This is a genomic window from Pseudomonas fluorescens, from assembly GCF_040448305.1.
Classification (GTDB): Bacteria; Pseudomonadota; Gammaproteobacteria; order Pseudomonadales; family Pseudomonadaceae; genus Aquipseudomonas; species Aquipseudomonas fluorescens_BH.
This window is the reverse complement of sequence record NZ_CP148752.1, coordinates 2,551,493-2,575,719: the sequence shown is the minus strand read 5'-3', so window position 1 is coordinate 2,575,719 and position 24,227 is coordinate 2,551,493. Positions and strand designations below refer to the sequence as shown.

General features: G+C 60.7%; 22 protein-coding genes. 9 read left to right on the top strand and 13 right to left on the bottom strand.

The window, feature by feature from the left end; all coding sequences use genetic code 11:
* The 4 genes from WHX55_RS11720 to WHX55_RS11705 are packed head-to-tail and all read left to right on the top strand — an operon-like array spanning position 1 to position 3,922.
* The gene (locus WHX55_RS11720; RefSeq protein WP_150727297.1) at positions 1 to 669 is read left to right on the top strand and encodes an SGNH/GDSL hydrolase family protein; all 669 of its coding nucleotides are present in this window, start codon (positions 1 to 3) and stop codon (positions 667 to 669) included.
* Entirely contained in the window at positions 666 to 1,340 is a 675-nt protein-coding gene (locus WHX55_RS11715; protein ID WP_150727296.1) for an alginate O-acetyltransferase AlgF, read from the top strand. The genes WHX55_RS11720 and WHX55_RS11715 overlap by 4 nt, the downstream gene beginning before the upstream one ends.
* 18 nt (positions 1,341 to 1,358) lie before the next feature.
* Positions 1,359 to 2,768, top strand: coding sequence for an MBOAT family O-acyltransferase (locus WHX55_RS11710; RefSeq protein ID WP_353742655.1), 1,410 nt, complete (start codon positions 1,359 to 1,361; stop codon positions 2,766 to 2,768).
* Positions 2,768 to 3,922 carry a cell division protein FtsQ gene (locus tag WHX55_RS11705; protein WP_353742654.1) on the top strand — a complete coding sequence of 385 codons (1,155 nt, stop codon included), beginning with the start codon at positions 2,768 to 2,770 and terminating at the stop codon, positions 3,920 to 3,922. Before WHX55_RS11710 ends, WHX55_RS11705 begins: the two co-directional genes overlap by 1 nt.
* Here WHX55_RS11705 and WHX55_RS11700 read toward each other — a convergent pair.
* Genes WHX55_RS11700 through WHX55_RS11685 form a run of 4 tightly spaced genes read right to left on the bottom strand, consistent with a single transcriptional unit; the run spans position 3,919 to position 7,489 of the window.
* Complete coding sequence (locus tag WHX55_RS11700; protein WP_353742653.1) at positions 3,919 to 4,758, bottom strand: sugar phosphate isomerase/epimerase; 840 nt, start codon at positions 4,756 to 4,758, stop codon at positions 3,919 to 3,921. The genes WHX55_RS11705 and WHX55_RS11700 overlap by 4 nt on opposite strands.
* 1 nt (position 4,759) lies before the next feature.
* Positions 4,760 to 6,001 (bottom strand): FAD-dependent oxidoreductase, encoded by a 1,242-nt coding sequence (locus WHX55_RS11695; protein WP_353742652.1) that lies wholly within the window; start codon positions 5,999 to 6,001, stop codon positions 4,760 to 4,762.
* Positions 6,002 to 6,019: 18 nt separating this feature from the next.
* Positions 6,020 to 6,340, bottom strand: a complete 321-nt coding sequence (locus tag WHX55_RS11690) for a MocE family 2Fe-2S type ferredoxin (protein WP_007991153.1) — start codon at positions 6,338 to 6,340, stop codon at positions 6,020 to 6,022.
* Positions 6,341 to 6,376: 36 nt separating this feature from the next.
* The gene (locus WHX55_RS11685; RefSeq protein WP_151213018.1) at positions 6,377 to 7,489 is read right to left on the bottom strand and encodes a fatty acid desaturase family protein; all 1,113 of its coding nucleotides are present in this window, start codon (positions 7,487 to 7,489) and stop codon (positions 6,377 to 6,379) included.
* 181 nt (positions 7,490 to 7,670) lie between these two features.
* Here WHX55_RS11685 and WHX55_RS11680 point away from each other — a divergent pair, with 181 nt between their 5' ends.
* On the top strand, positions 7,671 to 8,720 hold the full coding sequence (locus WHX55_RS11680) for a substrate-binding domain-containing protein (RefSeq protein WP_353742651.1): 1,050 nt from the start codon (positions 7,671 to 7,673) through the stop codon (positions 8,718 to 8,720).
* A gap of 31 nt (positions 8,721 to 8,751) precedes the next feature.
* Here WHX55_RS11680 and WHX55_RS11675 read toward each other — a convergent pair whose 3' ends face one another.
* Positions 8,752 to 10,755 (bottom strand): sigma 54-interacting transcriptional regulator, encoded by a 2,004-nt coding sequence (locus WHX55_RS11675; protein WP_353743044.1) that lies wholly within the window; start codon positions 10,753 to 10,755, stop codon positions 8,752 to 8,754.
* 211 nt (positions 10,756 to 10,966) lie between these two features.
* Between WHX55_RS11675 and WHX55_RS11670 the strand changes: the two genes are divergently transcribed.
* The 3 genes from WHX55_RS11670 to WHX55_RS11660 all read left to right on the top strand — a co-directional run bounded on the left by WHX55_RS11670 (position 10,967) and on the right by WHX55_RS11660 (position 13,802).
* A complete protein-coding gene (locus WHX55_RS11670) occupies positions 10,967 to 11,989 on the top strand; it encodes a Gfo/Idh/MocA family oxidoreductase (protein WP_353742650.1) in 1,023 nt (340 codons plus the stop codon).
* Complete coding sequence (locus tag WHX55_RS11665) at positions 11,986 to 12,774, top strand: TIM barrel protein (RefSeq protein WP_150752331.1); 789 nt, start codon at positions 11,986 to 11,988, stop codon at positions 12,772 to 12,774. The genes WHX55_RS11670 and WHX55_RS11665 overlap by 4 nt, the downstream gene beginning before the upstream one ends.
* Before the next feature lie 101 nt (positions 12,775 to 12,875).
* Positions 12,876 to 13,802, top strand: a complete 927-nt coding sequence (locus tag WHX55_RS11660) for a sugar ABC transporter substrate-binding protein (protein WP_223533714.1) — start codon at positions 12,876 to 12,878, stop codon at positions 13,800 to 13,802.
* A 114-nt stretch (positions 13,803 to 13,916) separates the two neighbouring features.
* Here WHX55_RS11660 and WHX55_RS11655 read toward each other — a convergent pair whose 3' ends face one another.
* Positions 13,917 to 14,369 carry an Lrp/AsnC family transcriptional regulator gene (locus WHX55_RS11655; RefSeq protein WP_151213024.1) on the bottom strand — a complete coding sequence of 151 codons (453 nt, stop codon included), beginning with the start codon at positions 14,367 to 14,369 and terminating at the stop codon, positions 13,917 to 13,919.
* Positions 14,370 to 14,554: 185 nt separating this feature from the next.
* Between WHX55_RS11655 and WHX55_RS11650 the strand changes: the two genes are divergently transcribed.
* Complete coding sequence (locus WHX55_RS11650; RefSeq protein WP_150727283.1) at positions 14,555 to 15,172, top strand: LysE family translocator; 618 nt, start codon at positions 14,555 to 14,557, stop codon at positions 15,170 to 15,172.
* Between the two features lie 80 nt (positions 15,173 to 15,252).
* Here the strand turns inward: WHX55_RS11650 and WHX55_RS11645 are convergent, their stop codons facing one another.
* The 7 genes from WHX55_RS11645 to iolD form a co-directional block, all read right to left on the bottom strand.
* The gene (locus tag WHX55_RS11645) at positions 15,253 to 16,275 is read right to left on the bottom strand and encodes an ABC transporter permease (RefSeq protein ID WP_151213026.1); all 1,023 of its coding nucleotides are present in this window, start codon (positions 16,273 to 16,275) and stop codon (positions 15,253 to 15,255) included.
* A 56-nt stretch (positions 16,276 to 16,331) separates the two neighbouring features.
* Entirely contained in the window at positions 16,332 to 17,897 is a 1,566-nt protein-coding gene (locus WHX55_RS11640) for a sugar ABC transporter ATP-binding protein (protein WP_353742649.1), read from the bottom strand.
* A 70-nt stretch (positions 17,898 to 17,967) separates the two neighbouring features.
* On the bottom strand, positions 17,968 to 18,894 hold the full coding sequence (locus tag WHX55_RS11635) for a sugar ABC transporter substrate-binding protein (RefSeq protein WP_007994285.1): 927 nt from the start codon (positions 18,892 to 18,894) through the stop codon (positions 17,968 to 17,970).
* Positions 18,895 to 19,050: 156 nt separating this feature from the next.
* Positions 19,051 to 20,103: a Gfo/Idh/MocA family oxidoreductase gene (locus tag WHX55_RS11630; protein ID WP_353742648.1), complete on the bottom strand. Its 1,053-nt coding sequence runs from the start codon at positions 20,101 to 20,103 to the stop codon at positions 19,051 to 19,053.
* 149 nt (positions 20,104 to 20,252) lie between these two features.
* Positions 20,253 to 21,113, bottom strand: a complete 861-nt coding sequence (locus WHX55_RS11625; protein ID WP_353742647.1) for a sugar phosphate isomerase/epimerase — start codon at positions 21,111 to 21,113, stop codon at positions 20,253 to 20,255.
* A 37-nt stretch (positions 21,114 to 21,150) separates the two neighbouring features.
* On the bottom strand, positions 21,151 to 22,176 hold the full coding sequence (locus WHX55_RS11620; protein WP_353742646.1) for a Gfo/Idh/MocA family oxidoreductase: 1,026 nt from the start codon (positions 22,174 to 22,176) through the stop codon (positions 21,151 to 21,153).
* Positions 22,177 to 22,207: 31 nt separating this feature from the next.
* Complete coding sequence (iolD, locus tag WHX55_RS11615) at positions 22,208 to 24,139, bottom strand: 3D-(3,5/4)-trihydroxycyclohexane-1,2-dione acylhydrolase (decyclizing) (protein WP_353742645.1); 1,932 nt, start codon at positions 24,137 to 24,139, stop codon at positions 22,208 to 22,210.
* Positions 24,140 to 24,227 lie beyond the last annotated feature (88 nt).

Below are 24,227 nucleotides of genomic sequence, written 5' to 3'. Positions count from 1 at the left end.
ATGCCCACTTCTGCCATTGCCGGTCTGACTCTCCTTGTCCTTGGGGAGAGCCATATGAGCCTCGCGGACCATTTGCTGGAGCCGCTGCACGACAACCTGACTCGCCAAGGCGCCCAGGTCCACTCCATCGGTGCCTGCGGCGCCAGCGCCGGTGACTGGCTGATCAGCAAGAAGGTCGACTGCGGTGCCGAACGCAAAGGCAACGACAAGATCGTGATCAAGGGGCGCGAGGCAACCACCACACCGATCCAGGACCTGATCGCCGCCGACAAGCCCGACCTGGTGGTACTGGTCATCGGCGACACCATGGCGTCCTACGACAAGCCGGTGTTTCCAAAGGCCTGGGCATGGCAAAGCGTCACCAGCCTGGCCAAGGCCATCGCCGCCACCGGAACCCGTTGCGCCTGGGTGGGCCCGGCCTGGGGCAAAGCCGGTGGCATGTACCAGAAGAATGATGCCCGCACCCAATTGATGTCGCAGTTTCTGGCCGCGAACGTGGCGCCTTGCACCTACATCGATTCGCTGACGCTCTCCAAACCCGGACAGTGGATCACCACCGATGGGCAGCACTTCACCGTCGCCGGTTATCAATCCTGGGGCAATGCGATTGGTGGTGCGTTGGCCAAACTGCCCGCCGACACCGTCAGCAGCACAGGAGCCGGCAAATGATCCGATCCGCCTGTGGCTGGGCGCTGTTCGCGCCCTTGATGCTGAGCCTGCACGCCCAGGCCGCCGACATTGCCCTGTACCCGACGGGCCCGGATCAGGACTCGGCCTTCCTGCGCTTTATCAACGCCGCCGACCGCCCCTTGCAGCTGCTGGCCGAAGGCTCTCGGGCAAGCCTCAAACTGGAAGGCTCGAATGCCGTGTCCGACTACCTGCCCGTGCCCGCCAACCAGCCGATCAAGGGCACTCTGGAACGCAACGGCAAAAGCCAGCCGCTGGACATCCAGGTGGCAGCCGGCGAATTCGCCAGCGTGATCGCTTTGCCAGACAGCGCTCAAGGTATCCGCCAGGTCGTCATCCGTGAGCAACCCGACGACTTCAATAGCCTGAGAGCCTCGCTGGCGTTTATCAGTGCCGATCCAGCATGTACCCAGGCCGGTTTGCGCGCTGCGGGGAAGAACGCCGACCTGTTCAAGGAGGTGGCCGACGGCAGCGTACAACGCCGAGCGATCAACCCGGTCAGCCTGTCGGTGCAATTGGTCTGCGCCCAAACCAACGTCGGTGCGCCGCTTGACCTGGGTCGGCTCAAGGCCGGCGAACGCTACAGCGTTGTGCTGCTACCTGGCGCAAATGGCCCATACCTGCTGCTCGCGACTGACGTCCTGGCTCACTGATCGGATCGCGCCACCACCATGGTTTTTGCCTCTCTCGAGTTTCTGACGTTGTTCCTGCCGCTGTTCCTGTGTGCCTATGCACTGTGCCCGGCGGCCTGGCGCAACATCACGCTACTGATCGGCAGCTGGCTGTTCTATGGCTGGCTGAGCCCACGGTTCCTCGCGGTGCATGTGGTGCTGACGATCATGGCGTGGGTCGGCGGCTTGCTGATTGACGCCCTGCGGGAAGAAGGCAAGGGCCGCGTGCGGCTACTCGTGACGCTGATCGTGCTCAATACCTCGGTGCTGTGCTGGTACAAGTACGCCAACATCGTCGCCGGCACCTTGATCGATGCCGTCACCGGGTACGGCGCCATGCCCCCGGACTGGCAGCGGGTCGTCATGCCCGCCGGGCTGTCGTTTATCGTCTTGCAGGCGATTTCCTATCTGGTGGATGTGCATCGCCGTACCGTACCGGTTGAACGCAGCTTCATTAACTACGCCACCTATATTTCGATGTTCGGCCATTCGGTCGCCGGCCCCATCATTCGCTATGACTGGGTTCGGCGCGAGCTGAATCAGCGTTACTTCAACCGGCAGAATTTCTCGCTGGGCGCACGCCGGTTCATGGTCGGGATGTGCATGAAGGTCCTGGTGGCCGACACCCTGTCGCCGGTGGTCGACGTTGCGTTCAATGTACAGAACCCCAGCTTCTCTGATGCCTGGATCGGCTGCCTTGCCTATTCCTTGCAACTGTTCTTCGACTTCGCCGGCTACAGCGCCATGGCCATTGGTCTGGGCCTGATGCTGGGCTTCCACTTCCCCGAGAACTTCGACCGTCCTTATCTGGCCAACAGCATCCAGGACTTCTGGCGCCGCTGGCATCTGTCGCTGTCCAGCTGGTTACGCGACTATCTGTATATTTCGCTGGGCGGCAATCGCAACGGCACCTGGAAAACCTACCGCAACCTGTTCCTGACCATGGCCATTGCCGGCCTCTGGCACGGTGGCGATAGCTGGAACTATCTGCTGTGGGGCTGCGCCCATGGCCTTGCGTTATGCGTTGATCGTGCCTGGAACCGCTCCACCCTGCCCGCTGTACCGCCGTTGCTGTCCCATGGCCTGACTCTGCTGTTTGTGTGCCTGGCCTGGACACTGTTCCGCGCCCCCGACTTACATAGCGCGCTGAGCCTGTATGCCGGACAGTTCGGCCTGCAGGGCATCGCCCTCGGTGACGAACTGTCCACGACCCTGCGCCCGGTGCACGGCATTGCGGGTTTGCTGGGTGTGTTCGGTGTCGTCGCACCGCTGCTGCGCCCTTACTGTGAGAAACGACTGGGCGGCCTTTTGCTCTACGCCGCCGCCCTTTGGCCCATCGCCGGTTTCATGCTGTCGTTCGCACTGATCGCCAGTCGCGAAACCGTCCCCTTCCTGTATTTCCAATTCTGATGACGATCCCAAAGCACACCCCGCCCTCCACTCAGCCAGATGATCCGGCGACACGCAGCAGTCGGTTGGCAGGCGTGGCGCTGCTGATATTCCTGGTCGTCGGGCTGCTGTCCACTGGCCGTCTGATCGTTTCAGGGCAGATCTCGCTGCTGCCCGATAAAGTGCTGGCCACACAGATTCTTGACGGCGATATCACCCATCGGATCGCCAAGGAACTGTCGAACGCGCACTTTCCCACCACGCTCGCCGAGCTGGAGCGCGGTGCCAGTTGGCTGCTCCTGCGCGACACGGGTCCGAGGGTTCGCCCGGGTTGTCCTGACTGGCTGTTTTTGGCCGATGAACTCAGGATCAATCACCAGGCGCAGCGTAACGCCGATGCCAAGGTCCAGGCAGTGATTGATCTGAAGCAGCAACTCTCCCAGCGTGACATCAGCCTGCTGGTGGTCATCGTTCCCGACAAGAGCCGCATCGCTTCCGGGCAGCTTTGCGCACTGCACCGCCCAGCCGCTCACGAAGGGCGCATCCAGGCCTGGACCTCGAAGCTGGATGCAGGTGGCGTATCGAATCTGGACCTCACCGGTGCGCTGACGCCACTGGGGGCCAGTGCCTGGTTGCGCACCGATACGCACTGGAGCGAATCCGGAGCGAAGGCCGCGGCCGAGGCTATCGCGCAGCGACTGAAGACCCTGGGCATCAGCGCAACGCCACGCAGGTCGTTCAACGAAAGTCATGCCCCGCTCGCGGTGCGACCTGGCGATCTGGTCCATCTGGCGGGCATCGACTGGCTGCCGCTCAAATGGCAACCCGCAGCCGAAATGGTCGCCCAGACCAGCACTGACGAACTTCCCGTTGCGTCAGCCGCCAGCCCTGACACCGAGGCAGACCTCTTTGGCGATGCCGACCTCCCCGACACCGCGCTCATCGGCACTTCATTCTCACGCAACTCCAACTTCGCAGGGTTTCTGCAGCAGGCACTGGGTGCCCCCGTAGGTAACTTCGCCAAAGACGGCGGCGCGTTCTCTGGAGCTGCAAACAGCTACCTCAACAACCCGGCCTTCAAGGAAACGCCGCCAAGGCAAATCATCTGGGAGATCCCGGAGCGGGACCTGCAGTCGGCTGACATCGACCCCATTGCCTATCGCTCGTTGCGCTAAGCCAATCGCATCCGGCAGTCGCTCCAAACCCCACGGATCAGCGCCTTCAACATCAACGCCTCCTCCCAGCGATCCGTGATGTCACGCCCATCAGCCCCCGTGATCGCATAGGGTGGCGGGCCGAGTTCGCAGGTGAAGGACAGGCTGGCGGGTGTGTTCGGGCGGGCCAGCCAATCCTCGATCCCGTAGCGCCACCAGCCCAGGAATCGGTCCAGCCAGGGTCGATGCTGGGCAAAACTCAAGGGCACCTGAACCTGTTCGCCGTTGGCGACCCGACCGTGAAAGCCCCAACTGTGGCGCAGGATGGTGAGGATCTGTTCGTCGTCTTCAGCGGTAGCCGACTCAGGCAATTCCCGGCCCACGACGTAGTGGGACAAGTCGGCCAACAGTTTGAGGTCGGGCATTTGCGCGAGAATGTCGAGGGTGAACAACAGGTCGCTGGTGAGGCGATAACGGTGGGTTTCCAGCAGGATCGGAAAGTCCACCTGCTCGGCCAGACGCTGCCAGCCTTCGATCAGTTCGATGGCTTGCGCCAGCGTGCGCGGCCGGACGTCGGCCTGCAACGTGAGGTGGTGGCAGCCGTAGCGGGAAACGACATCGAGCGCGGCCGCCAGATCATCCACGGTCCGGGGGAACAGTTGACCTTCGATTTGCAGGCCTTGCGCCTTGGCGGCGGCGCTCAGGCGTGCAGCCTGTGGCGCCTCCCAGAAATGGTCGGTGATGCCGTCGAAACCGGCGGCGGCGATTTTCTCCAGTTGCGCTTCAATGGAAAGGTCGCATTGGCCACGGTGATCTTGCATGGCCCACAAGGACTGAAATACCAGGAGTTCGCGCATGTCAGTTCCTCGACAATTGTTTGAGCGATACATCGGCATCGGTTAAAGCGACCACCGAGAGGGGGTTATGGTTGGCGATCAGCCGCTCGCATAACTTGATGTCCTTGGCGACGCTATTGCCCTGACCCCAGCCGCAAGCCCCTAGCAGACGTTGTTCGGCATCGAGGTAGAACAACAGGAAACCGCCCCCCGGAATTGTCCGGCTCGCCGTCGGTTCGGTGTTGGCGATGACGCCCACGGTTTGCAGCCCCCAGTCGTACTGATCGGACCAAAAGCCGGGAATGACGTCGAAGGGCTGCTCACCCCCCAGCAGGTTCAGAGCGGCGTGATGGCCCTGGGTTTCGGCGTTGCGCCAGGTTTCCTGACGCTGGAAAACTCCTTGCGGGTGCAGACGAAACTCACAGACGTCGCCTGCCGCAAAGATATCCGGCGCACTGGTGCGCAGCTGCGCATCGACGCGAATGCCCTGGCCAACCTCCAACCCGGCGGCCATGGCCAACTCGGTGTTGGGTTGCATACCGATGCCCACCACGACCAGGTCGCAGGGCAACAACTGGCCGTCGACCAGTTGCACCGCTTCAGCGCGGGTGGAGCCCTGCACCGTTTCAATCGCCACGTTCAGCCGGACATCCACGCCCTGACGACGATGCAATTCCAGCAGGACACTGGACAATCGCTCCGGCAGGACGCGGCCCGCCAGGCGCGGCCCGGCTTCGAGCAAGGTCACCGTGCAACCCAGGGCACGGGCCGTCGCGGCGACTTCGAGGCCGATAAAGCCACCGCCAATGATCACCAATCGGGCGCCTGGCCGCAGCGACTCGCGCAGTGCGACCGCCTCGTCATGGGTCCGCAGATAAAGTACGTTGGCCAGATGCCCGGGTACCGAGGGCAACAGGCGCGCCCTGCCCCCGGTCGCGAGCAACAGACGGGCGTAATGCAACCAACTGCCGTCGGCCAACTGCAATCGATGCTGCTGCGGATCGAGGTTTTTCACCGGGTTACCGGCCAGGTGTTCGATGTCCAGTGCCGCGAGTTGAGCGCTATCGCACAGACTGCAACCCGCCAGTTCAACCGTGCCCTGTAACAGCCCTTTGGACAGCGGCGGACGTTCGTAGGGCGGGTGGATTTCGTCACCGATCAGGATCAGGCGACCGCGATAACCTTCGGCCCGCAGGGTCAGGGCCGCGCGGCCACCGGCATGCCCGGCGCCAACGATGATCAGTGGAGCATTGGCAGGATTCATGGCACAGACTCCGAGCAGTTAAACCGAAATGGCGAGCAAGACACGCCCCGCCTCGACCCGGACCGGATAGGTCTTGAGGTTGACGCACACCGGCGCCCCCAGGGCTTTGCCGGAGCGGTAGTCGAAGCGTCCGTTGTGCTTGGGGCACTCGATGACATGCTCCATCACCAGGCCGTCCGCAAGGTGGATGGACTCGTGGGTGCACAGACCCGCGGTGGCGAAGAACTCGTCGTCTGCGGAGCGGTAGACGGCATAGGTGTGCGGGCCATGGTCGAAACGAATGACATCTTCTTCATTTATTTCGCCCACGGCACAGACATCGATCCATTGATCGGTCATGGCGTTTTCTCTTGTAGTGGTACAGCCAGGAAGGTGTCAGGCCGGCGTTGCTTCAGGTTCTACCTGGGCGGTGGCGGCCGGCGCTACGCGCGGGGGCAAAGGGCGACGGACATAATGGGTCGGGTCTTTGCGCTGCTTCCAGATAGTCGGAAGGATTTCTTTGAAGGCCTCGAACAGGCTGGCGTACGGCGGCGGGCAGTCTTGGCGGATCTCTTCGTGAAGCTGCGCCAGCGCATGAAACGGCACCATCGGGTACATGTGATGCTCGAGGTGATAATTCATGTCGAGGTACAGAAAGCGCAGCAGCGGGTTCATGTAAATGGTCCGGCAGTTGCTGCGATGATCGAGCACATCCTCGGCCAGGCCGACATGCTGCGTCAGGCCGAACAGGTAGGACAGCCAGCCGCCGTACAGGGTTGGCAAACCGATAAACATCAGCGGCAACCAGCTCTGCAGATACAGCGCAGCCGCCAGAGTCAGCCCATAAATCACCAGCCAGATGCGCGCCGCCGTAAAGACCTTGGGCCACTCGGACTCGGGGATGAAGGTCTGCTCTTCTTCAGCCATTCGCCCGGTCGCATGCCGGCAGACCGACCACATCGTCTTGATTGCATAAGGCATCCTGAACAGGCTCAACACCATCATGATCAGGCTCGGCGGGCGCGGCTCGACGATCTCCGGGTCGCGCCCGACGATGATGGTGTCGGTGTGGTGCCGGGCGTGGCTCCAGCGCCAGACATGGGGTTCGAACATGAACATGAAGCTCGACAACTGGTAGACCGCATCATTCATCCAGCGGGTTTTGAATGCCGTTCCGTGACCGGTTTCGTGCCAACGGGCATTGGACGCCGTGCCGTAGAGCAGCCCATAGGCGAAGAAGAACGGAATGCAGGCCCAGGAGCCCCAGAACCAGTAACCACCGAACCCGGTGACAACCATCGCCAGCAGCCAGATCGCGGTATCGCGCAAGGCCGGGCCATCGCGGCGTTGCATCAGTTCCTTCATGCGTTTACGGGGAATGGGTGATTGATACCAGTTAGCCGAGACCAGGCCTTTTTGCGCTGCTTTAGCGGCTTCGGGACCCGTCAACCGATAATCCCGAGGCACGGGTTTACCGGAGTTTTCAGATGCTGCGTGTTGTTCAGGCATTTTATTGTTCTCCGCAAGCTTGATGGTTTTAGGCACTTGCTTCGATGCGGGATCACATCGCTTACGAAAAGATAGAGAGCGCACTGATTACCCTCAAGCCCTTGATTACATTCCCTATCAAGCTATCATCCAGGCCCATTGAAGCTTGATAGTTTTCTATCAAAGCGCCCGGGGGCTCGCCATGAACAACACTAAACGCCCAACCATCGCCACTGTCGCCGAGCGTGCCGGTTTGAGTGTCGCCACCGTGGACCGGGTGCTCAATGCCAGGGCTCCGGTGAACCCGGCTACCGCCGAGCAGGTGTTCCAGGCCGCCGAGGCGGTGGGTTATTTCGCGGCCAGGCTGATCGGCCAGCGGATCCGCGAACGGCGCCCCAGCTATCGTTTCGGCATCCTGTTGCTCGGCACCGCCCAGGCGTTCTATGCCAACGTTGCCGCCGCCATCACCGAGGCGGCACAACGTCAGGCCGGCGCCAACATCAGCTGCCAGTTCGAGTACGTCTTCGATCGCTCACCCAGCGCCATCATTGCCCAGATCGAACAACTGGCAGTGCAGTGCGATGGCCTGGCGGTGGTCAGCTTCGCTCACCCACTGATCAATGCCGCCATCGCTCAGATCAGGGCCGCGGGCGTGCCAGTGATCGCACTGCTGTCCGACATCCACGAGGCGGCAAATGAGCCTTACGTCGGTCAGGATAATCATGTAGTCGGACGCACCATGGGCTGGCTTCTGGCTCATACCTGCGGTGCCCACAAAGGCAGCGTCGGGGTGCTGCTGGGCGGCCACCGTTTTCTCGGCCATCAGGCGCGGGTGGAGGGGTTGCGCAGTTATCTGACGGAGCACGCACCGGGGTTGCAGCTACTCGAAGCGGTGATCAACCTGGATAACTGTGACGTCACCGAAGAGGCCACTCTGGAACTGCTGGCGCGACATGACGACTTGCGGGGTTTGTGCGTGGTCGGCGGTGGCGGCGACGGCATCATCAGTGCCCTGTCGCAGCTACCAAAACAGCCGTCGCTGTGCAGCATTCTTCAGGAATCGACCGAGCTGTCGCGCCAAGCCCTGGCCCAGGGATTGATCAGCCTGGTCATCGACTCCCAGCCGCGATTGCTGGCGGCTGCGCTGGTCGACTTGCTGATCGAACTGCAAACCACACCGGACTTCGATCCTGTCCGGCATCGAATTCATATTCCATTGCAGATCATGACTTGCGAGAACGCTCGAGGCTGAACCTGTGGCGAGGGCATTTTTGGTTAACCCCTCAGCGCTCGGGTTCCGCACGAAAAGCATCGGCACTCAACCCAAACCGGTTCATCTTGTTGTACAGCCCGCCACGGGAAACGTTCAGCTGTTTGGCGGCCAGGCGGATGTTGCCGCGGGTATCCCTGAGGGCCGTGATGATCGCGTTCATTTCATGGGTGCCGAGGTCCATGGCCGCCCGAGGCTCAGGCACGTTTCCCGGCGCCGAAGGCCGCAGTCTTTGCTTGATTTCGAGCGGTAGGTCTTCGGGTTGAATCAGTTCGGTCACTGCCAGATTGGTCGCCCGCTCAATGGTGTTTTCCAGCTCGCGAACATTGCCTGGCCAGTGGTAGGCGCAAAGAATATCCAGCGCCTGCGGCGAGATGCCCTGCACCGATTTGCGCAGCGAGCGTGCGCAACGACCAAGAAAATGTTGCGCCAGCAAGGGCACATCCTCGCGGCGCATCCTCAGGGGTGGAACCGTCAGATTCAGTACGTTGAGCCGGTAGTAAAGATCCTCACGGAACGCACCATCGGCCACTGCCTGACTCAAGTTGCGGTGGGTGGCGGCGATGATGCGGACATTCACCTGCCGGGATTTCTTTGCGCCCACCCGCGTCACCTCGCCTTCTTGCAAGACCCGCAGCAGGCTGACCTGGGCATCAAAAGACATGTCACCGATTTCGTCGAGGAAGATCGTCCCCCCATCGGCCAATTCGAACTTACCGGCCGAACCGCCACGGGCCGATCCGGTGAAGGCGCCCTCGACATGCCCGAACAGTTCGCTCTGCACCAAATCTCGCGGAATGGCCCCGCAATTGACCGCCACAAACGGACCACTGCAGCGGTCACTGCCATTATGAATCGCCTGGGCGAACAACTCCTTGCCGGTGCCGCTTTCGCCCAGGATCAATGTGGTCGAGTCACTGCGACTGGCGATCCGTCCCAAGTGCAACGCGTCCTGAATGGCTCGCGAGCTGCCCTGAATGGTTTCGAAGGTGTAGCTGGCCTGAGTACCGATGATCCGCCGGGTAATTTCCCGGATGCGTCGGTTCTCCCGTAGCGAAACGATGCGCCCGCCTTGCTCCAGTGAGCACACGGACACCAGGCACGCCAGCTGGCTGCGATCATGCAATTCAAAGGTGCAATCCAGATCTCTTATCCCTTCAGACTGCTGCCCTTCCCCGCCGCGCAGCAGAACCTCATTGGTCAGTTCGCTGCGGCCCAGACGCTGGAACGGACTGCCCAGCAAATCCAGGCCCACGCGAAACAATTGCCGGGCATAACGGTTGAGCGCCTTGATGCAGCCGCGCTCATCCAGCACCACCAGTCCCTCGTTCAGCACTTCAAGCACGGCTTGTTGTTCTTCCAGCAAGGCCTGTAGCGCCATCTGCCGCGAAACCGCTTCGGCTGCGGCCTGGACGGTGCCCAGAGTATGGAAATGAAACCAGCCGGGCTCTGCGGTCAGGGTCAGCATGGCCAGTGTCCGGCCCTGGGCATCCCGGATCGGCGCGGCGGCACAATGCATGCGCCGCCGACGCAGGTCGACCCCGAAGTTTTCCTCGGCCAGCACATACACCAATCGGTCTTCGGCAAGCGCCAGCCCCGTGCAGTTGGTGCCCTGCACCGACTCCAGCAGTTGGCTGCCCACCGGCGTGAGATCGAGGCCGCAGGAATACAGCATCGTTCCTTGGGCATCGGTCAGATTGATATGACCTCTGGGGTTGTACGCCAGCAATCCGCGCATGACCTCCGCTGCCGCTGCGATCAACGCGCGATTGGCTGCCAGCGTCGCGGCCAGGTCGGCGGGGGCGACAAACCGGTACACACCATCCTCAGGGTTGAGGCCAGCACTGACGCTGCGCAACCAGGAGTCCCAAATCACCTGCCTGACCCCGGCAGGTCGATCGACACTCCCCCTCAGACACGCCAGCCAGGCCTGTTCCAGCTCTGCGATCGGTCCTTCGTTCAACGACGCCGGTCCGATTGCGGCGATGTAATCGAGGTCTTGCGCGCTGAAGGCCATCGGCTGTGGATTCACTCTGCGTCCCTATGTTCATATTTTCGACATGTCAGTATAGACATGTCATCTGAATGAACACTTAATTCAAACAACTATTATTAAACCATTAAATATCAATCACTTAAAAATTGGCATGGCGCTTGCTCCCTGCTTTGTACCAGCGAGGACATTCCTGCTGTCGAGTCGTTGAACAACAATAAAAGGGAGTCATTTCATGAGTGCATCCAAAGTCATCCGCCTGGGTCTCATCGGCGCCGGCCGCATGGGCAGCTTCCACGGTCAGACCGCGGCCCGGCACATTCCCGGTGCCTGCCTGGCCGCCATCGCCGACCCGACACCCGGCCAGGCCGCGCGCCTCGCCGCAGAGTTGGGTGTACAGCGGGTCTACACCGATCCACAACAATTGCTCGATGACCCGGAAATCGACGGCGTGTTGATCGCCGCCCCGGCCCGCAGCCATGCCGAATTGGTGATTAGTGCGGCACGGGCCGGCAAAGGGGTGTTTTGTGAAAAACCCATGGCCATTACCCTGGACGAAGCCGACCGCGCCATCGCTGCGGCTGCCGATGCGCGAGTGACGCTGCAGGTCGGCTTCAACCGCCGCTTTGCCAAAAGCTTCCGGACGGCTCACCTGGACGTGGTCGCCGGACGTATCGGTACGCCGCAACTGCTGCGCTCGCTGACACGCGATCCGGCCCTGAACAATCCCGCCGCCTCGCCGCAGTGGGTGATTTTCCTCGAAACCCTGATCCATGACTTCGATACCCTGCGCTACCTCAATCCCGGCGCCGAAGCGGTTGAGGTGTTTGTCATGGCCGATGCCCTGATCGCTCCGGACTTCAAGGACAAGGGTTTGCTCGACACCGCCGTAGTCACGATCCGTTTCGACAACGGCGCCATCGCCACCGCCGAGGCGAATTTCCAGGCGGTGTATGGCTACGACGTTCGGGGCGAAGTGTTCGGCAGCGCCGGCATGCTGAGCATGGGCAGCATCAATGACTCTGACCTGGTTCGCTACCTGGCCAATGGCATCCAGGCCGACACCCAGCGTTTGGACACCGACCTGTTGCGTGATGCCTATGTGGCAGAGCTCAACCACTTTGTCGACTGCCTGCGCAGCGGCGAGAAACCACTGGCGAGCGGCGAAGATGCGAAGGCCGCACTGGCCATTGCCCGCGCCTGTATCGAGTCCTTCCAGCAGGGCAAAGTGGTGCGTGTGCAAGGAGGCCGTCCATGAGCTTCACTCCGTTCAAACTGGCGATCAGCGCCGAAATGGTGTTCCTCGACCTGCCGTTCACCGAACGGGTCAAACGCATTCATGCACTGGGCTTCAGCGCCGAAATCTGGAGCTGGACGACCAAAGACATTCCGGCCCTGGTCGCCACCGGCGCTGACTTCACCTCCATGACCGGCTACATCTCGGGCAATTTGACCGACCCCGAGGATATCCGGCACCTGCTCGACAGCGCACGGGAATCGCTGGCCGTTGCCGCCCAATTGAATTGCCCGAGCCTCAACTTGCATGGCACGGGTCTGGGCGATCAAGGTTTGCCAGTCAAACCCGTGGCTCACACCACCGGACGCATGTGGTTGAGCGCCTGCAAGACCCTGGAGAAAATCGCTCGCCTGGGCGAAGACGCCGGCCGGGTGTTCCTGCTGGAGAACCTCAATACCGAAGTGGACCACCCCGGCACGCCGTTCGCTCGCGCCGACGATACCCTGGCGCTGATCGAGGCCGTGGGCAGCCCTCACCTGAAGATGAACCTGGACCTTTACCATGCGCAGATTGGCGAAGGGAACCTGATCGAACTGATCCAGCGTGCTGGCAGCGCCATCGGTGAAATCCAGGTCGCTGACGTCCCTGGGCGCATGGAACCGGGCACCGGCGAAATCCATTACCCGGCCATTGCCAAAGCCTTGTTCGGTATGGGATACACCGGTGTCGTCGGGCTTGAGGGCTGGGCCAGCGGCGACAGCGAAGCGGCACTCGAACGTTTCCGGCAAGCGTTCACACTGGATTGAGGAGCCTGCGGCGCGCCCGGATGTAGATTCCACGCGCGCCAGCAACCCTGCCCCCCTGATCTTGATGAATGTCGACTTATAACAACAAAAGGAAAACCATCATGCGTCGCTGCACACTACTTTTTGCCACGCTGCTACTCGTCTTCAGCCAATGGGCCGCCGCCAGCTATCGCATCGGTGTCAGCATTGCCAGGGTCGACGACAACTTCATGACCTATGTGCGCAGCGGCCTGGAGGAAGCCGCCAAAAAGGACAACGTCCAGATCCAGTTCGAGGACGCCCAAGGCGATGTGGTTCGCCAGCTCAATCAGGTCCAGGGCTTTCTCAACCAGAAAGTCGATGCGGTTATCGTCTTGCCCGTGGACACCGCTGCCACCGCCAACATGACCCGCGCCGCCGTCGAAGCGCAGACGCCACTGGTCTACGTCAACCGTCACCCGGACGAACGCGTCTTGCCCAAAGGCGTTGTCACCGTAGCGTCGAACGACATTGAGGCCGGGCAACTGCAAATGCGCTACCTGGCCGAAAAACTGGGGGGCAACGGCACCCTCGCGATCATCATGGGCGACCTCGCGCAAAACTCTACGCACGACCGCACCGAAGGCGTCAAACAGGTGCTCAAGGACTATCCCGGGATCAAGATTGTCGAACAGCAAAGCGCCGAATGGCAGCGCAATAAAGGCATGGACCTGACCAGCAACTGGCTGCTGGCCGGCACGAGTTTTGATGCCATCGTCGCCAACAATGACGAGATGGCCATCGGCGCCGCCATGGCACTGCAGCAGGCCGGCAAAACCAAGGGCGAGATTGCGATTGTCGGCATCGACGGCCTGCCCGACGGCCTCGCGGCGATCAAGCGCGGGATGCTGGTGGCCTCGGTCTTTCAAGACCCCAAGGCCCAGGCGGCCACTGCGCTGCAAGCGGCCATCAAAATGATCAAGGGTGAGCCGGTCGAGACGGATGTCTGGGTGCCTTTCCAACTGATCACGCCGGAACAGGTTGCCGTCTATGAGAAACATTACAAATAGCGCCCGACACTAACCGTTGACGCCGCTGTCCCGGTCTGGAATCAGCGGCGTTTTTCGTTGAGCGAACAGCGTTGTGCGAAATCGAAAGACCAAACCGCAGGCCTTGCCACGCCATCACAAAGGAAGCGGCCTATCCTGAACGACCCGTTTCATAACGAGGGTCGAGGTCAACCGCTGTACGTTGGGCAAGGTCGAAAGGCTCTCATCGTATAGCTGCTGGAAGGCTGGCAAATCCTGAGTGATGACGTGCAGCAGGTAGTCCGGCTCCCCGAATAACCTCTGGGCATCGACCACTTGCGGGATCTCGACGAGCGCCGTCTCGAAAGCCTCGACAGCTTGCCTGTCGCCCTCACGAAGCGTGGCAAACACCATCGCTGAAAAATTCAGGCCGAGTGCGCCTGGGTCCAACTGTGCTCTGTAGCCGAGCAACACACCTGACTCTTCCAGTGCCCGTACTCGCCGATGACAAGGGGAAAGGCTCAGTCCCACTCGCTCAGCGAGTTCTGTGACCGAAAGGCGACCATCCTTTTGCAGCTCAGAAAGAATCTTTCGATCAATCCTGTCCATTTAGAAAAATCTCCCCTTCCAGCACACATGAACGATTACTTTTGAAATTTAATTCTAACAACATTTCATTATTCTTCCTCTCACCATTAACGCCGCACTCCCTTGACCAAAGATGAGGCGGCCTGTGATTCGCGGAGCGGGACGATGCAGAGAGCGGTGTGTCATCAACGGGAGTGCCTGGCGCCATGACCTTCAGTATTTTTGTTGCTTTCTGGGCGGTGTCGATTCTGTTCATCATCACGCCCGGTGCAGATTGGGCGTACGCGATTTCGGCGGGTTTGAAGGGCCGGGTCGTCCTGCCCGCTGTGGGTGGGCTTTTGTCCGGTCATTTGATTGCAACCGTGATTGTTGCCGCCGGTGTTGGCGCGCTGGTCGCCAACCACCCTGTTGTCTTGACGGCGCTTACGGTTGCCGGGGCGGCTTATCTGTTCTGGTTAGGTATCAACATGCTTGCCCGTCCCTCCACACCCCATGCTGACGACATCCAGGTGTCGGGCTCCTGGAAGCGCTGGGCGCTCAAGGGGCTTTGCGTCAGCGGGCTGAATCCGAAAGTGTTCCTGCTGTTCCTGGCGCTATTGCCACAATTCACCGACGCAACCGCTACCTGGTCTGTCCCAATGCAGATGATTGCGCTGGGGCTCGTCCACACCGTCAGTTGTGGCGTTATCTATCTGCTGGTGGGATTTGGCTCACAGGCCGTTCTCCAGGCACGTCCAGCCGCCGCTCAGTGGGTCAGTCGATTCTCCGGAGCGGCCATGATCATCATCGCGGTCGTTCTGCTCACCGAGCAGATGTCGGACTGATTCATTTTCAGCGAGACAACCATGAGGGGGTATTGCGAAGCGAGAGCCAGAACTGGCCCTCGCTGTTTTTGCAGTCAAATTCAGCGTTTGAGTTTGCGCTTGTTGCGGTACTGGTCGATGACCACCGCGACCACGATGATCAAGCCTTTGATGATGTCCTGGATGTAGGCATCGACCCCGACGAAAGTGAATCCGCTGGCCATCACCCCAAGGATCAGCGCACCGATGACCGTGCCGGTGATGCGCCCGACTCCGCCCGCCAAACTGGTACCACCGATGACCGCTGCGGCAATCGCATCCAGTTCATAGGACATGCCCATCCCGGCCTGGCCGGTGGCGGCACGGGCCGAAGCCACCACGCCCGCCAGCCCCGCCAGCAACCCGGCGATGCTGTAGACGATGACCAGATGGCGTTTGACGTTGATCCCGGACGTACGCGCCGCCTGCATGTTGCCGCCGATGGCGTAGGTGTATTTACCGTACTTGGTGTAGCGCAGCGCGATATGGAAGATCACCGCCACCACCAGAAAAATGATCACCGGCATCGCGCCGTGACCGATGGCCGTGTAGGAGTCCGATAGCATGCTCACCGGCTGGCCTTCGGTGTAGTAACGCGCCAGGCCACGGGCCGAGACCATCATGCCCAAGGTGGCAATGAACGGTGGAATCCCGGTAATGGCAATGATGCTGCCGTTGATTGCCCCCGCCAGCAGCCCGACGCCGAGCCCGACAATCACTGGAATCCACACCGGCAAGTCAGTCAGCGACGGGAATACCGCACGGGCGAAATCCGAGGTCTGCGCCAGGCTGGCGGCAATCATCGCCGACAACGCCAGCACCGAGCCTGAGGACAGGTCAATGCCGGTGGTGATGATCACCTGGGTCACGCCGATGGCCAGCAGGCCGATGATCGACACTTGCAGGATCATCAGTACCAGGCGTTGGGAGTTCATCAGGAAGCTCTGGTCGCGCACGATCCAGCCGAATACCTCGAACACCAGGCCGATGCCAATCAGCACCAGGAAAATACTCAGTTCAGTCGGAAAGCGCCGGCGACTCTTGGCCGGTGCCGTTGCCGGTTTGTTTTCCAGTATCGCGTTCATAACCACTCACCCTTCTATCGCGTCGTCGACGCTGGCCGAGCCAGCGCCGGCATCCATTAGTGAACCGCGGACATGCCCGAGGCCAGTTGCATCACTCGTTCCTGAGTCGCTTCGCTGCGATCGAGGGTGCCCATCAGGTCGCCCTCGTGCATGACCATGACCCGGTCGCTCATGCCGAGCACTTCCGGCAGCTCAGAGGAAATCATGATCACCGCCATGCCTTCGCTGGCGAGGTAGGAGATAAGCCGGTAGATCTCGGCCTTGGCGCCGACATCGATGCCGCGGGTCGGCTCGTCGAGAATCAGGATTCGCGGGTTGGTCATCAGCCAGCGCGCCAGCAAGGCCTTCTGCTGATTACCGCCGGACAGCGTGTCGATGCACTGCTCGAGCGACGGGGTTTTCACCCGCAATTTCTTGCACATGTCTTCGCACAGGGCGCGCAGGGCTTTTTGCTGGATGAAACCGTGGCCGGCGTAGTGCGGCAGCACCGCCATTTCCATGTTCTCCAGCACCGACAGGCACGGGAACAGGCCGCTGAGCTTGCGATCCTCGGTCAACAGGGCGAAGCCCTTCTCGATGGCCATGTGCGGATCGGTAATGCGCACCACTTCACCGTCGAGGCGAATCTCGCCACCGTCGCTCGGGGTGATGCCAAAGATCGCCTCGGCGACGTTGGTCCGCCCCGAGCCCATCAACCCGGCAATGCCGAGAATCTCACCCGCATGCAGATCGAAGGACACGTCCTTGAAAATGCCATCGAGCTTGAGGTCGCGCACCGACAGCAGCAGATCGCCAATCGGCGTCTCGCGTACCGGGAACAACTGGCTCAGTTCACGCCCGACCATCATCGAAATCAGGCTGTCGCCATCCATGCTGTCGGCCCGTTGCAGGCCGATGTAGGCACCGTCGCGGAACACTGCCACTTCGTCGGCGATGCTGAACACTTCATTCATTTTGTGGGTGATGTAGATGATGCCTTTGCCCTGGCTCTTGAGGTCGGCAATGATCGAAAACAGGTGGGCGACTTCCTTGTCGGTGATGGCCGAAGTCGGTTCGTCCATGATCAGGATGTCGGAGTCGTAGGACACTGCTTTGGCGATCTCGACCATCTGCCGTTCGGCGATGCTGAGGTTGCCGACATGCTCCTCCGGATCAAGGTTGATGCGCAGACGCTCCAACAGCTTCGCCGTGCAGCGGTGCATTTCCCGGTGGTCGATCATGTGGAAACCGTTGAGCTGCTCACGGCCGATCCAGATGTTCTCGGCGATGCTCATGTGCGGCATCAGGTTGAGTTCCTGGTGGATCATCGCGATCCCGGCCTGCAGCGCCGCCAGGGGCGTTTCGAAGATCACCGGTTTGCCCCGCAGGCGCAGTTCGCCGGCGTCCGGCTGGTAGATGCCGGCGATGATTTTCATCAAGGTGGATTTGCCCGCGCCGTTTTCGCCCATCAGGGCCAGCACGGAACCGGGGCGTACCCGCAGCTGCACGTCGGACAAGGCCACCACCCCGGGGAAACCCTTGCTGACGTTGACGATCTCCAACAGGTACGGCTCATCGACAGGCGTTACAGTTGGCTGGACACCCATCAATGGGGTGCTCGAAGCAGTCGCTGAAGCGAACATGATCAGGTACTCCATCAGCAAGGTCGCGGTTGCCACCTTGCGTGTTTATTGTTGTTATTGAACGGACGGACTATTTGAACTGGTCAACGTTTTGTAGCGTGATCAAGCGATACGGCACCCACACGGCCGGCTCGACCGGCTCGTTTTTGGCCATTTTCACTGCCGTCTCGATCGAACCGTCGGCCTGACCCTTGGCGTCCTGGAACACCGAGACGACCAGAGAGCCCTTCTTCACTGCGTTCAAACCGTCAGGCGTACCGTCGACACCGGCGATCAGGATGCTGCCCTTTTCCACTCCGGCCTGTTGCAGGGCCATCGCGGCGCCAATGGCCATCTCGTCGTTGTTGGAGACGACCGCGTCGAACTTGCGGCCCTGGGTCAGCCAGTCGTTGACCAGGGTCATGCCCTTGTCCCGCAACCAGATGCCGGTTTGCTCTTGCTCGATCTTGATGTTCGGGTACTTGGCCAGCACCTCTTTGACGCCCTTGGTACGGTTGGTGGTGGAGTTGTTCGCCAGGTCGCCCAGCAGAATCACGATGTCGCCTTTGCCGCCCATTTTGTCGGCCAGGTATTGCATCTGCATCTGACCGGCCTCCAGATCGTTGGAGGCGACAGTGACCACGCCTTTGGGCAGGTTAAGGTCATCGGGACGGCGGTTGACGTAGACCAGCGGAATGCCGGCCTTGACCGCCGATTCGGTGATTTTTTTGGTCGCTGCGGTATCCACCGGGTTGACCACAATGGCGTCGACCTTCTGACTGATGAAGCTTTCTACCTGGCTCAACTGCCGGACCACGTCGCTGCGCGCGTCTTCGAACTGCAGCTTGACGCCATCGGGATAGGATTTGGCTTTTGTGTCCATGGATTCGCGCAGGTAGGTCAGCCAGGTGTCATCGAACTGCGACATGCTGACGCCGATCTTCATGTCAGCGAGTGCAGCGCCGCTGGCGAACATCAGGGACAAGGCGAGTGAGGCGAAACGGATCTTGGTCTTCATGAAAAGTCTTTCTCCACATTCTTGTTGGTTTTATGGATAAGGCGTGACGATTTCAGTAAGCGGGCAAGCGGGAAAAGAGTTGGAACCGGGTGCGAGGCAGCTCGCTGGAAATGACTTTATTGGAAAATATTTTCCATATCAACTAATTTTAGAATTTTATTCTGATTTTATTCCATGACTCTCGAAGGCGCTCAATTGCACCACCTGATGGCGCTCGAAACTCAGCCGCGCAGCGTCTAGCACGCGGGTGGTCGCCAGTGCATCACGGGCCTCCACAGGCAGTGGGCCACCGCTCTGCAATGCGCCTTGCAGCTGTAAATAGAACTGATTCCAGCAACCACGCTCGGAGGGAACTCTTTCGCGCACTTCGCCCTGTTCGAACCAGCCCCAGCGGCGATGCTCTTCCACGCCCCAGCGTTCACCTTCGGATTTCGGTGTCAGCCCGGCGAGCGCCGACGCCTCCTGCCCGTCGAGACCATCGACGCTGTAACAGCCTTGAGTGCCGGTCACGCGAAAGCGCGGGCCGGGAGTGTTTTGCAGGCAACTGCCGCCCAAGTGCGAGGTCACACCGCTAGCGTGGGTCAGGGACATAAAGAAGCCGTTATCGAACGGCTGGTCTTTCTCCAGATAATCCAGCTCGGCGTAGACCCGTGTCACCGGACCGAACAGCAACAACGCCTGATCCACCAGATGGCTGCCCAGATCACGCAGGAAACCACCGCCACTGCCGTTGTTCACCGACTGTGGCGAATAGCGTTCGATCCGCGATTCGAAACGGGTGACCTGCCCCAGCGCACCGGACTCGATGAGTTTGCGCACGGTGAGAAAGTCCGAGTCCCAGCGCCGGTTCTGGTAGACGCTCAGTTGCACACCCTGGCGCTCGGCCATGGTGATCAGGGTTTGCGCCTGTTGCGCGTCAGCGGCGAACGGCTTGTCGCTGACCACCGCCACATTGTGTTCGATGGCGTCGAGCACCAGCGCCGGGCGACCTTTGAGCGGTGTGGACACTACCAGCACATCGACCCCGATTTCGACCAGTTGGCCGATGCTGTCGAAGGCCGGCACGCCGGGGTGTTCTGCCGCCAGCAACTGGCGCCGCTCCGCTGAACGAGTAACCACACCGACGAAGGTTGCACCCGGCAAACTGCTGATCAGTGGAGCATGGAAAAACCGGCCGCCATGGCCGTATCCGACAAGTCCGATGCGCATGAAAGTATTCTCCTTATAGAACGCGACCTCTGTGGGAGCGAGCTTGCTCGCGATGACGGCAGCACACTCAACATCTATGTGACTGTCAGACCGCAATCGTCGGAACGCCGCCCGGAGCAAGCTCGCTCCCACAGGATTTTCGTAGGTATTCAACGGCAGAGTTCGCTTTTGACGCGCTCGAGCATCATCCGGTTGGACTCATCCGGCCGGTCCTCCCAGGCGAACACCGAGACGGTGGCAATGCCATCGAACTTGATCTCGCGCAAGGTGCCGAAGAACGCGTCCCAATCGACCTCGCCCTGGCCGATGTCCAGATGCTGGTGCACGGTGGCGGTGACGCCCGGCGGGTTGACGATGTAGCGCAAGCCCGAAGACGCCTTGTGGTTGTAGGTGTCGGCGATGATCAGGTGCGTCAGTTTCGACCCGGCGTACTTGAGCATCGAGGCGATGTCACCGACGCCATCGTCATAGAAAAACGTGTGCGGCGCAGCGTAGAGGTAGTTGATCCAGTCACGGTCCAGACCACGAATGATGTCCACCGACTCGTTATTGCGCTCGCAGAAATCATACGGGTGAGCCTGGATATCGAGCTTGATGCCTTCGCGTTCGAACACCGGGATCAGCTCATCCATGGAGCGCATGAACTGGTTCTCGCACACCAGCGGGTTGTCCGACTGGCCGGTGAACTCGGTGTTGACCAGTTCGCAGTCCATCTCTACGGCAATCTGGATCGCGCGCTTCCAGTTGCGCACCGCGGCCACGCGCAAACCTTCATCGGCAGCGGCCCAGTGGTACATCGGTAATAAAGAAGAGAGTTTGACCCCGGTGTCGCTCAGGGCTTTGCGAAATTCCTTGATCCGCGCCTTGTCGACCCGTGGGGCTTTGTAGAACGGCAGGAAATCTTCCCGAGGCGACAGCTCGATGTGTTCGTAACCGAGCTCGGCGACCTTGTCGACCATCTTGCCCAGGGACAGGTTGCGGTACATGTAGGGGTCTAGTGCGATGCGCATTTTTATTCTCCTTCACCACTCCCACAGGGGATCATCGTTAACCGTAGAAGTGTGGGCGCTCTGGCAGGCCGACTTTGACAATCGCCCCGCTGTTCTGCGCCTCGATGCACGCATCCGCCGCCACCGCCGCTGCGAAACCATCCCACGCCGAAGGCCCGCCAACCTGCCCGGCGCGCACAGCATCGATGAACGCCTGCAATTCGACGTCATACGCGGCGATGAACCGGTCCTTCCAGTCCATCAGAATCGCATTGGACAGCTTCGCGCCACTGCGCAACTGCACCTGGGACGGTTCCGGCAGTTTGGCGATACCGGTCTCCCCCACCACTTCGCACTGGATGTCGTAGCCGTACTGGCAGTTGACGAACACTTCCACATCGATGCGCGTGCCCTTGGCGGTTTCCAGCAGCACGATCTGCGGGTCTTTCAAATGGGCGTGGGCCTTGCTGGTCTTGCGCGGGAACACCACCTGCACCGACACGTAGTCGTCATCGAGCAACCAGCGCAGCACATCCAGCTCATGGATCAGGGTGTCGGTGATCGCCATGTCGGTCTTGTAGTTCTCGCCCACGGTCGGGTTGCGGTGGGCGCAATGCAGCATCAACGGCTCGCCGATCTGGCCGCTGTCGATCACTGATTTCAGCGCCCGATACCCCTCGTCGTACGGACGCATGAAACCGACCTGTACCAGCCGCTTGCCGTGAGCCACTTCGGCCTCGACGATCTTGCGGCAGCCTTCGGCAGTGACCGCCAGCGGTTTCTCGCAGAACACCGGCTTACCGGCGGCAATCGCTGCCAGCACGAACTCTTCGTGGCTCGGACCCCAGGAGGTAACGAGGATCGCCTCGACTTCCGGCGCCTTGATCAGCGCATGACCGTCGGGATAGACCTCGGCGGTCAGCTTGAGATCGGCAACGACCTTGGCCGCTTGCTGCAAATTGATGTCGGTCACCGCCACGACCTGGCTGTTGAGCAAGGTCTGGCTGCAACGACGGATGTGGTCCTGGCCGATGGCCCCGGTGCCGATGACGCCAATGCGCAACGAATTAGAAAGCAAAGACATATAAACACTCCTGTGGGTTCGTTCAGGGCAATCAGTATTGACGGGCCTTGGCCAGTCGTTCGTTCAGGGTCTTGGCCACCGCATCGGTACGGGCACTGGTGGAAACCTGCGCCACACCGACCCGCCACCACGACAGGTATTTGTGAATCATGGTCTTGGGCAAAACCTTGATATCGATCAGCGTCGAAACCGTCTGCAAGCGCGCATCCGCCAGTGCAGCCTTCAGCTCTTCAACGGTGTTCACTTTGTAAGTCTTGCAGCCATAGGCCGCCGCGCTCATGGCGAAATCCACCGGCACAAAGCCGCCATCGAGCTTGCCGGTTTGCGGGTTGCGGAAGCGGAACTCGGTGCCGAAGCTGTCCATGCCGTGTTCCATCTGCAGGTTGTTGATGCAGCCAAAGGTCATGTTGTCCAGGAGCACCACGTTGATCTTGCGCCGCTCCTGAATCGAGGTCGCCAGCTCCGAGTGCAGCATCATGTAGGAGCCGTCGCCCACCAGCGCATAGACCTCACGATCCGGCTCGGCGAGTTTCACGCCCAACGCAGCGTTGACCTCGTAACCCATGCAGGAATAGCCGTACTCGACGTGGTAGGTGTTCACGCCCTTGCTGCGCCAGCTGCGCTGCAAGTCGCCAGGCAAGCTGCCGGCGGCGGCGACGATCACTGCGTCGTCCGCCAGGGTTTCATTGAGCACCCCGAGCACGCGGCTCTGGGTCAGGCAGGAGCCGGTCAGCTCGATGAATTCGCGCAGCACCGCCGGGTCCATGTGGTCGTTGATTTCCGGGACGAAATCCTTGGCCTGGTATTCCACCTGATAGATGCGATCGACTTCCTCATCCAGTTGCGCCTTGGCCTGACGGGGTTGATCGCCCCAGCTCGAGCGATAATCACCCAGCGCTTCGGCCAGCGCCGACAAACCGGTTCTGGCGTCCGCCAGCAATTGCACGCCGTCGAGTTTCAGGGCATCGCTGGGGCTGATATTGAGGTTGAGAAATTGCACCTGCGGGTGCTGAAACAAGGACTTCGACGCGGTGGTGAAGTCGCTGTAACGGGTGCCAATGCCAATGATCAGATCAGCGTCCCTGGCCAACAAATTCGCTGCCAGGCAACCGGTTTCGCCGATCCCGCCGACATTCAGCGGATGGCTGGACACCACCGCGCTCTTGCCGGCCTGGGTTTCGGCGAAAGGAATGTCGAAGCGCTCGGCAAATGCCTGCAATGCGACGTTGGCACCGGAATAACGAACCCCGCCACCGCAAATGATCAACGGTTTGCGCTTGCCTTTGAATAACGCCAGTGCATCACCGAGCATGGCTTCGGTAGCCGGACGACGCTCGATGCGGTGCACGCGTTTTTGCAGGAAATAATCGGGATAGTCGTAGGCCTCGGCCTGCACGTCTTGTGGCAAGGCCAGGGTCACGGCGCCGGTTTCCGCAGGGTCGGTGAGCACTCGCATGGCGTGGATCGCCGCCGTCATAAGTTGCTCGGGACGGTTGATGCGGTCCCAGTATTTACTGACAGCCTTGAATGCATCGTTGGTGCTGATGCTCAGGTCGTGGAACTGCTCGATCTGTTGCAACACCGGGTCCGGTTGGCGGCAGGCGTAGACATCGCCGGGCAACAGCAGCAAGGGAATACGGTTGGCCGTCGCCGTGGCGGCAGCGGTCAGCATGTTCGCCGCGCCAGGCCCCACAGACGAAGTGCAGGCGTAGATCTTGCGTCGCAGGTGCTGCTTGGCGAACCCGATGGCGGCATGGGCCATGCCTTGCTCGTTGCGGCCCTGATGAACGACCAGGTCGCCGCTGTCCTGCTCCAGAGCCTGCCCCAGGCCCAGCACGTTGCCGTGGCCGAAAATGGTAAAGATCCCGGCGACGAATTTACTCTGGACCCCATCGACCTCGATGTACTGGTTATCGAGGAATTTCACCAGGGCCTGGGCCATGGTCAGTCTTGTTGTGGTCATGCTTGCACCTTCCTTTGAAGCTAAATCCGGTATGTGCTGTGAACACTGATCATTGTGGGAGCGAGCTTGCTCGCGATGGCGGACTGGC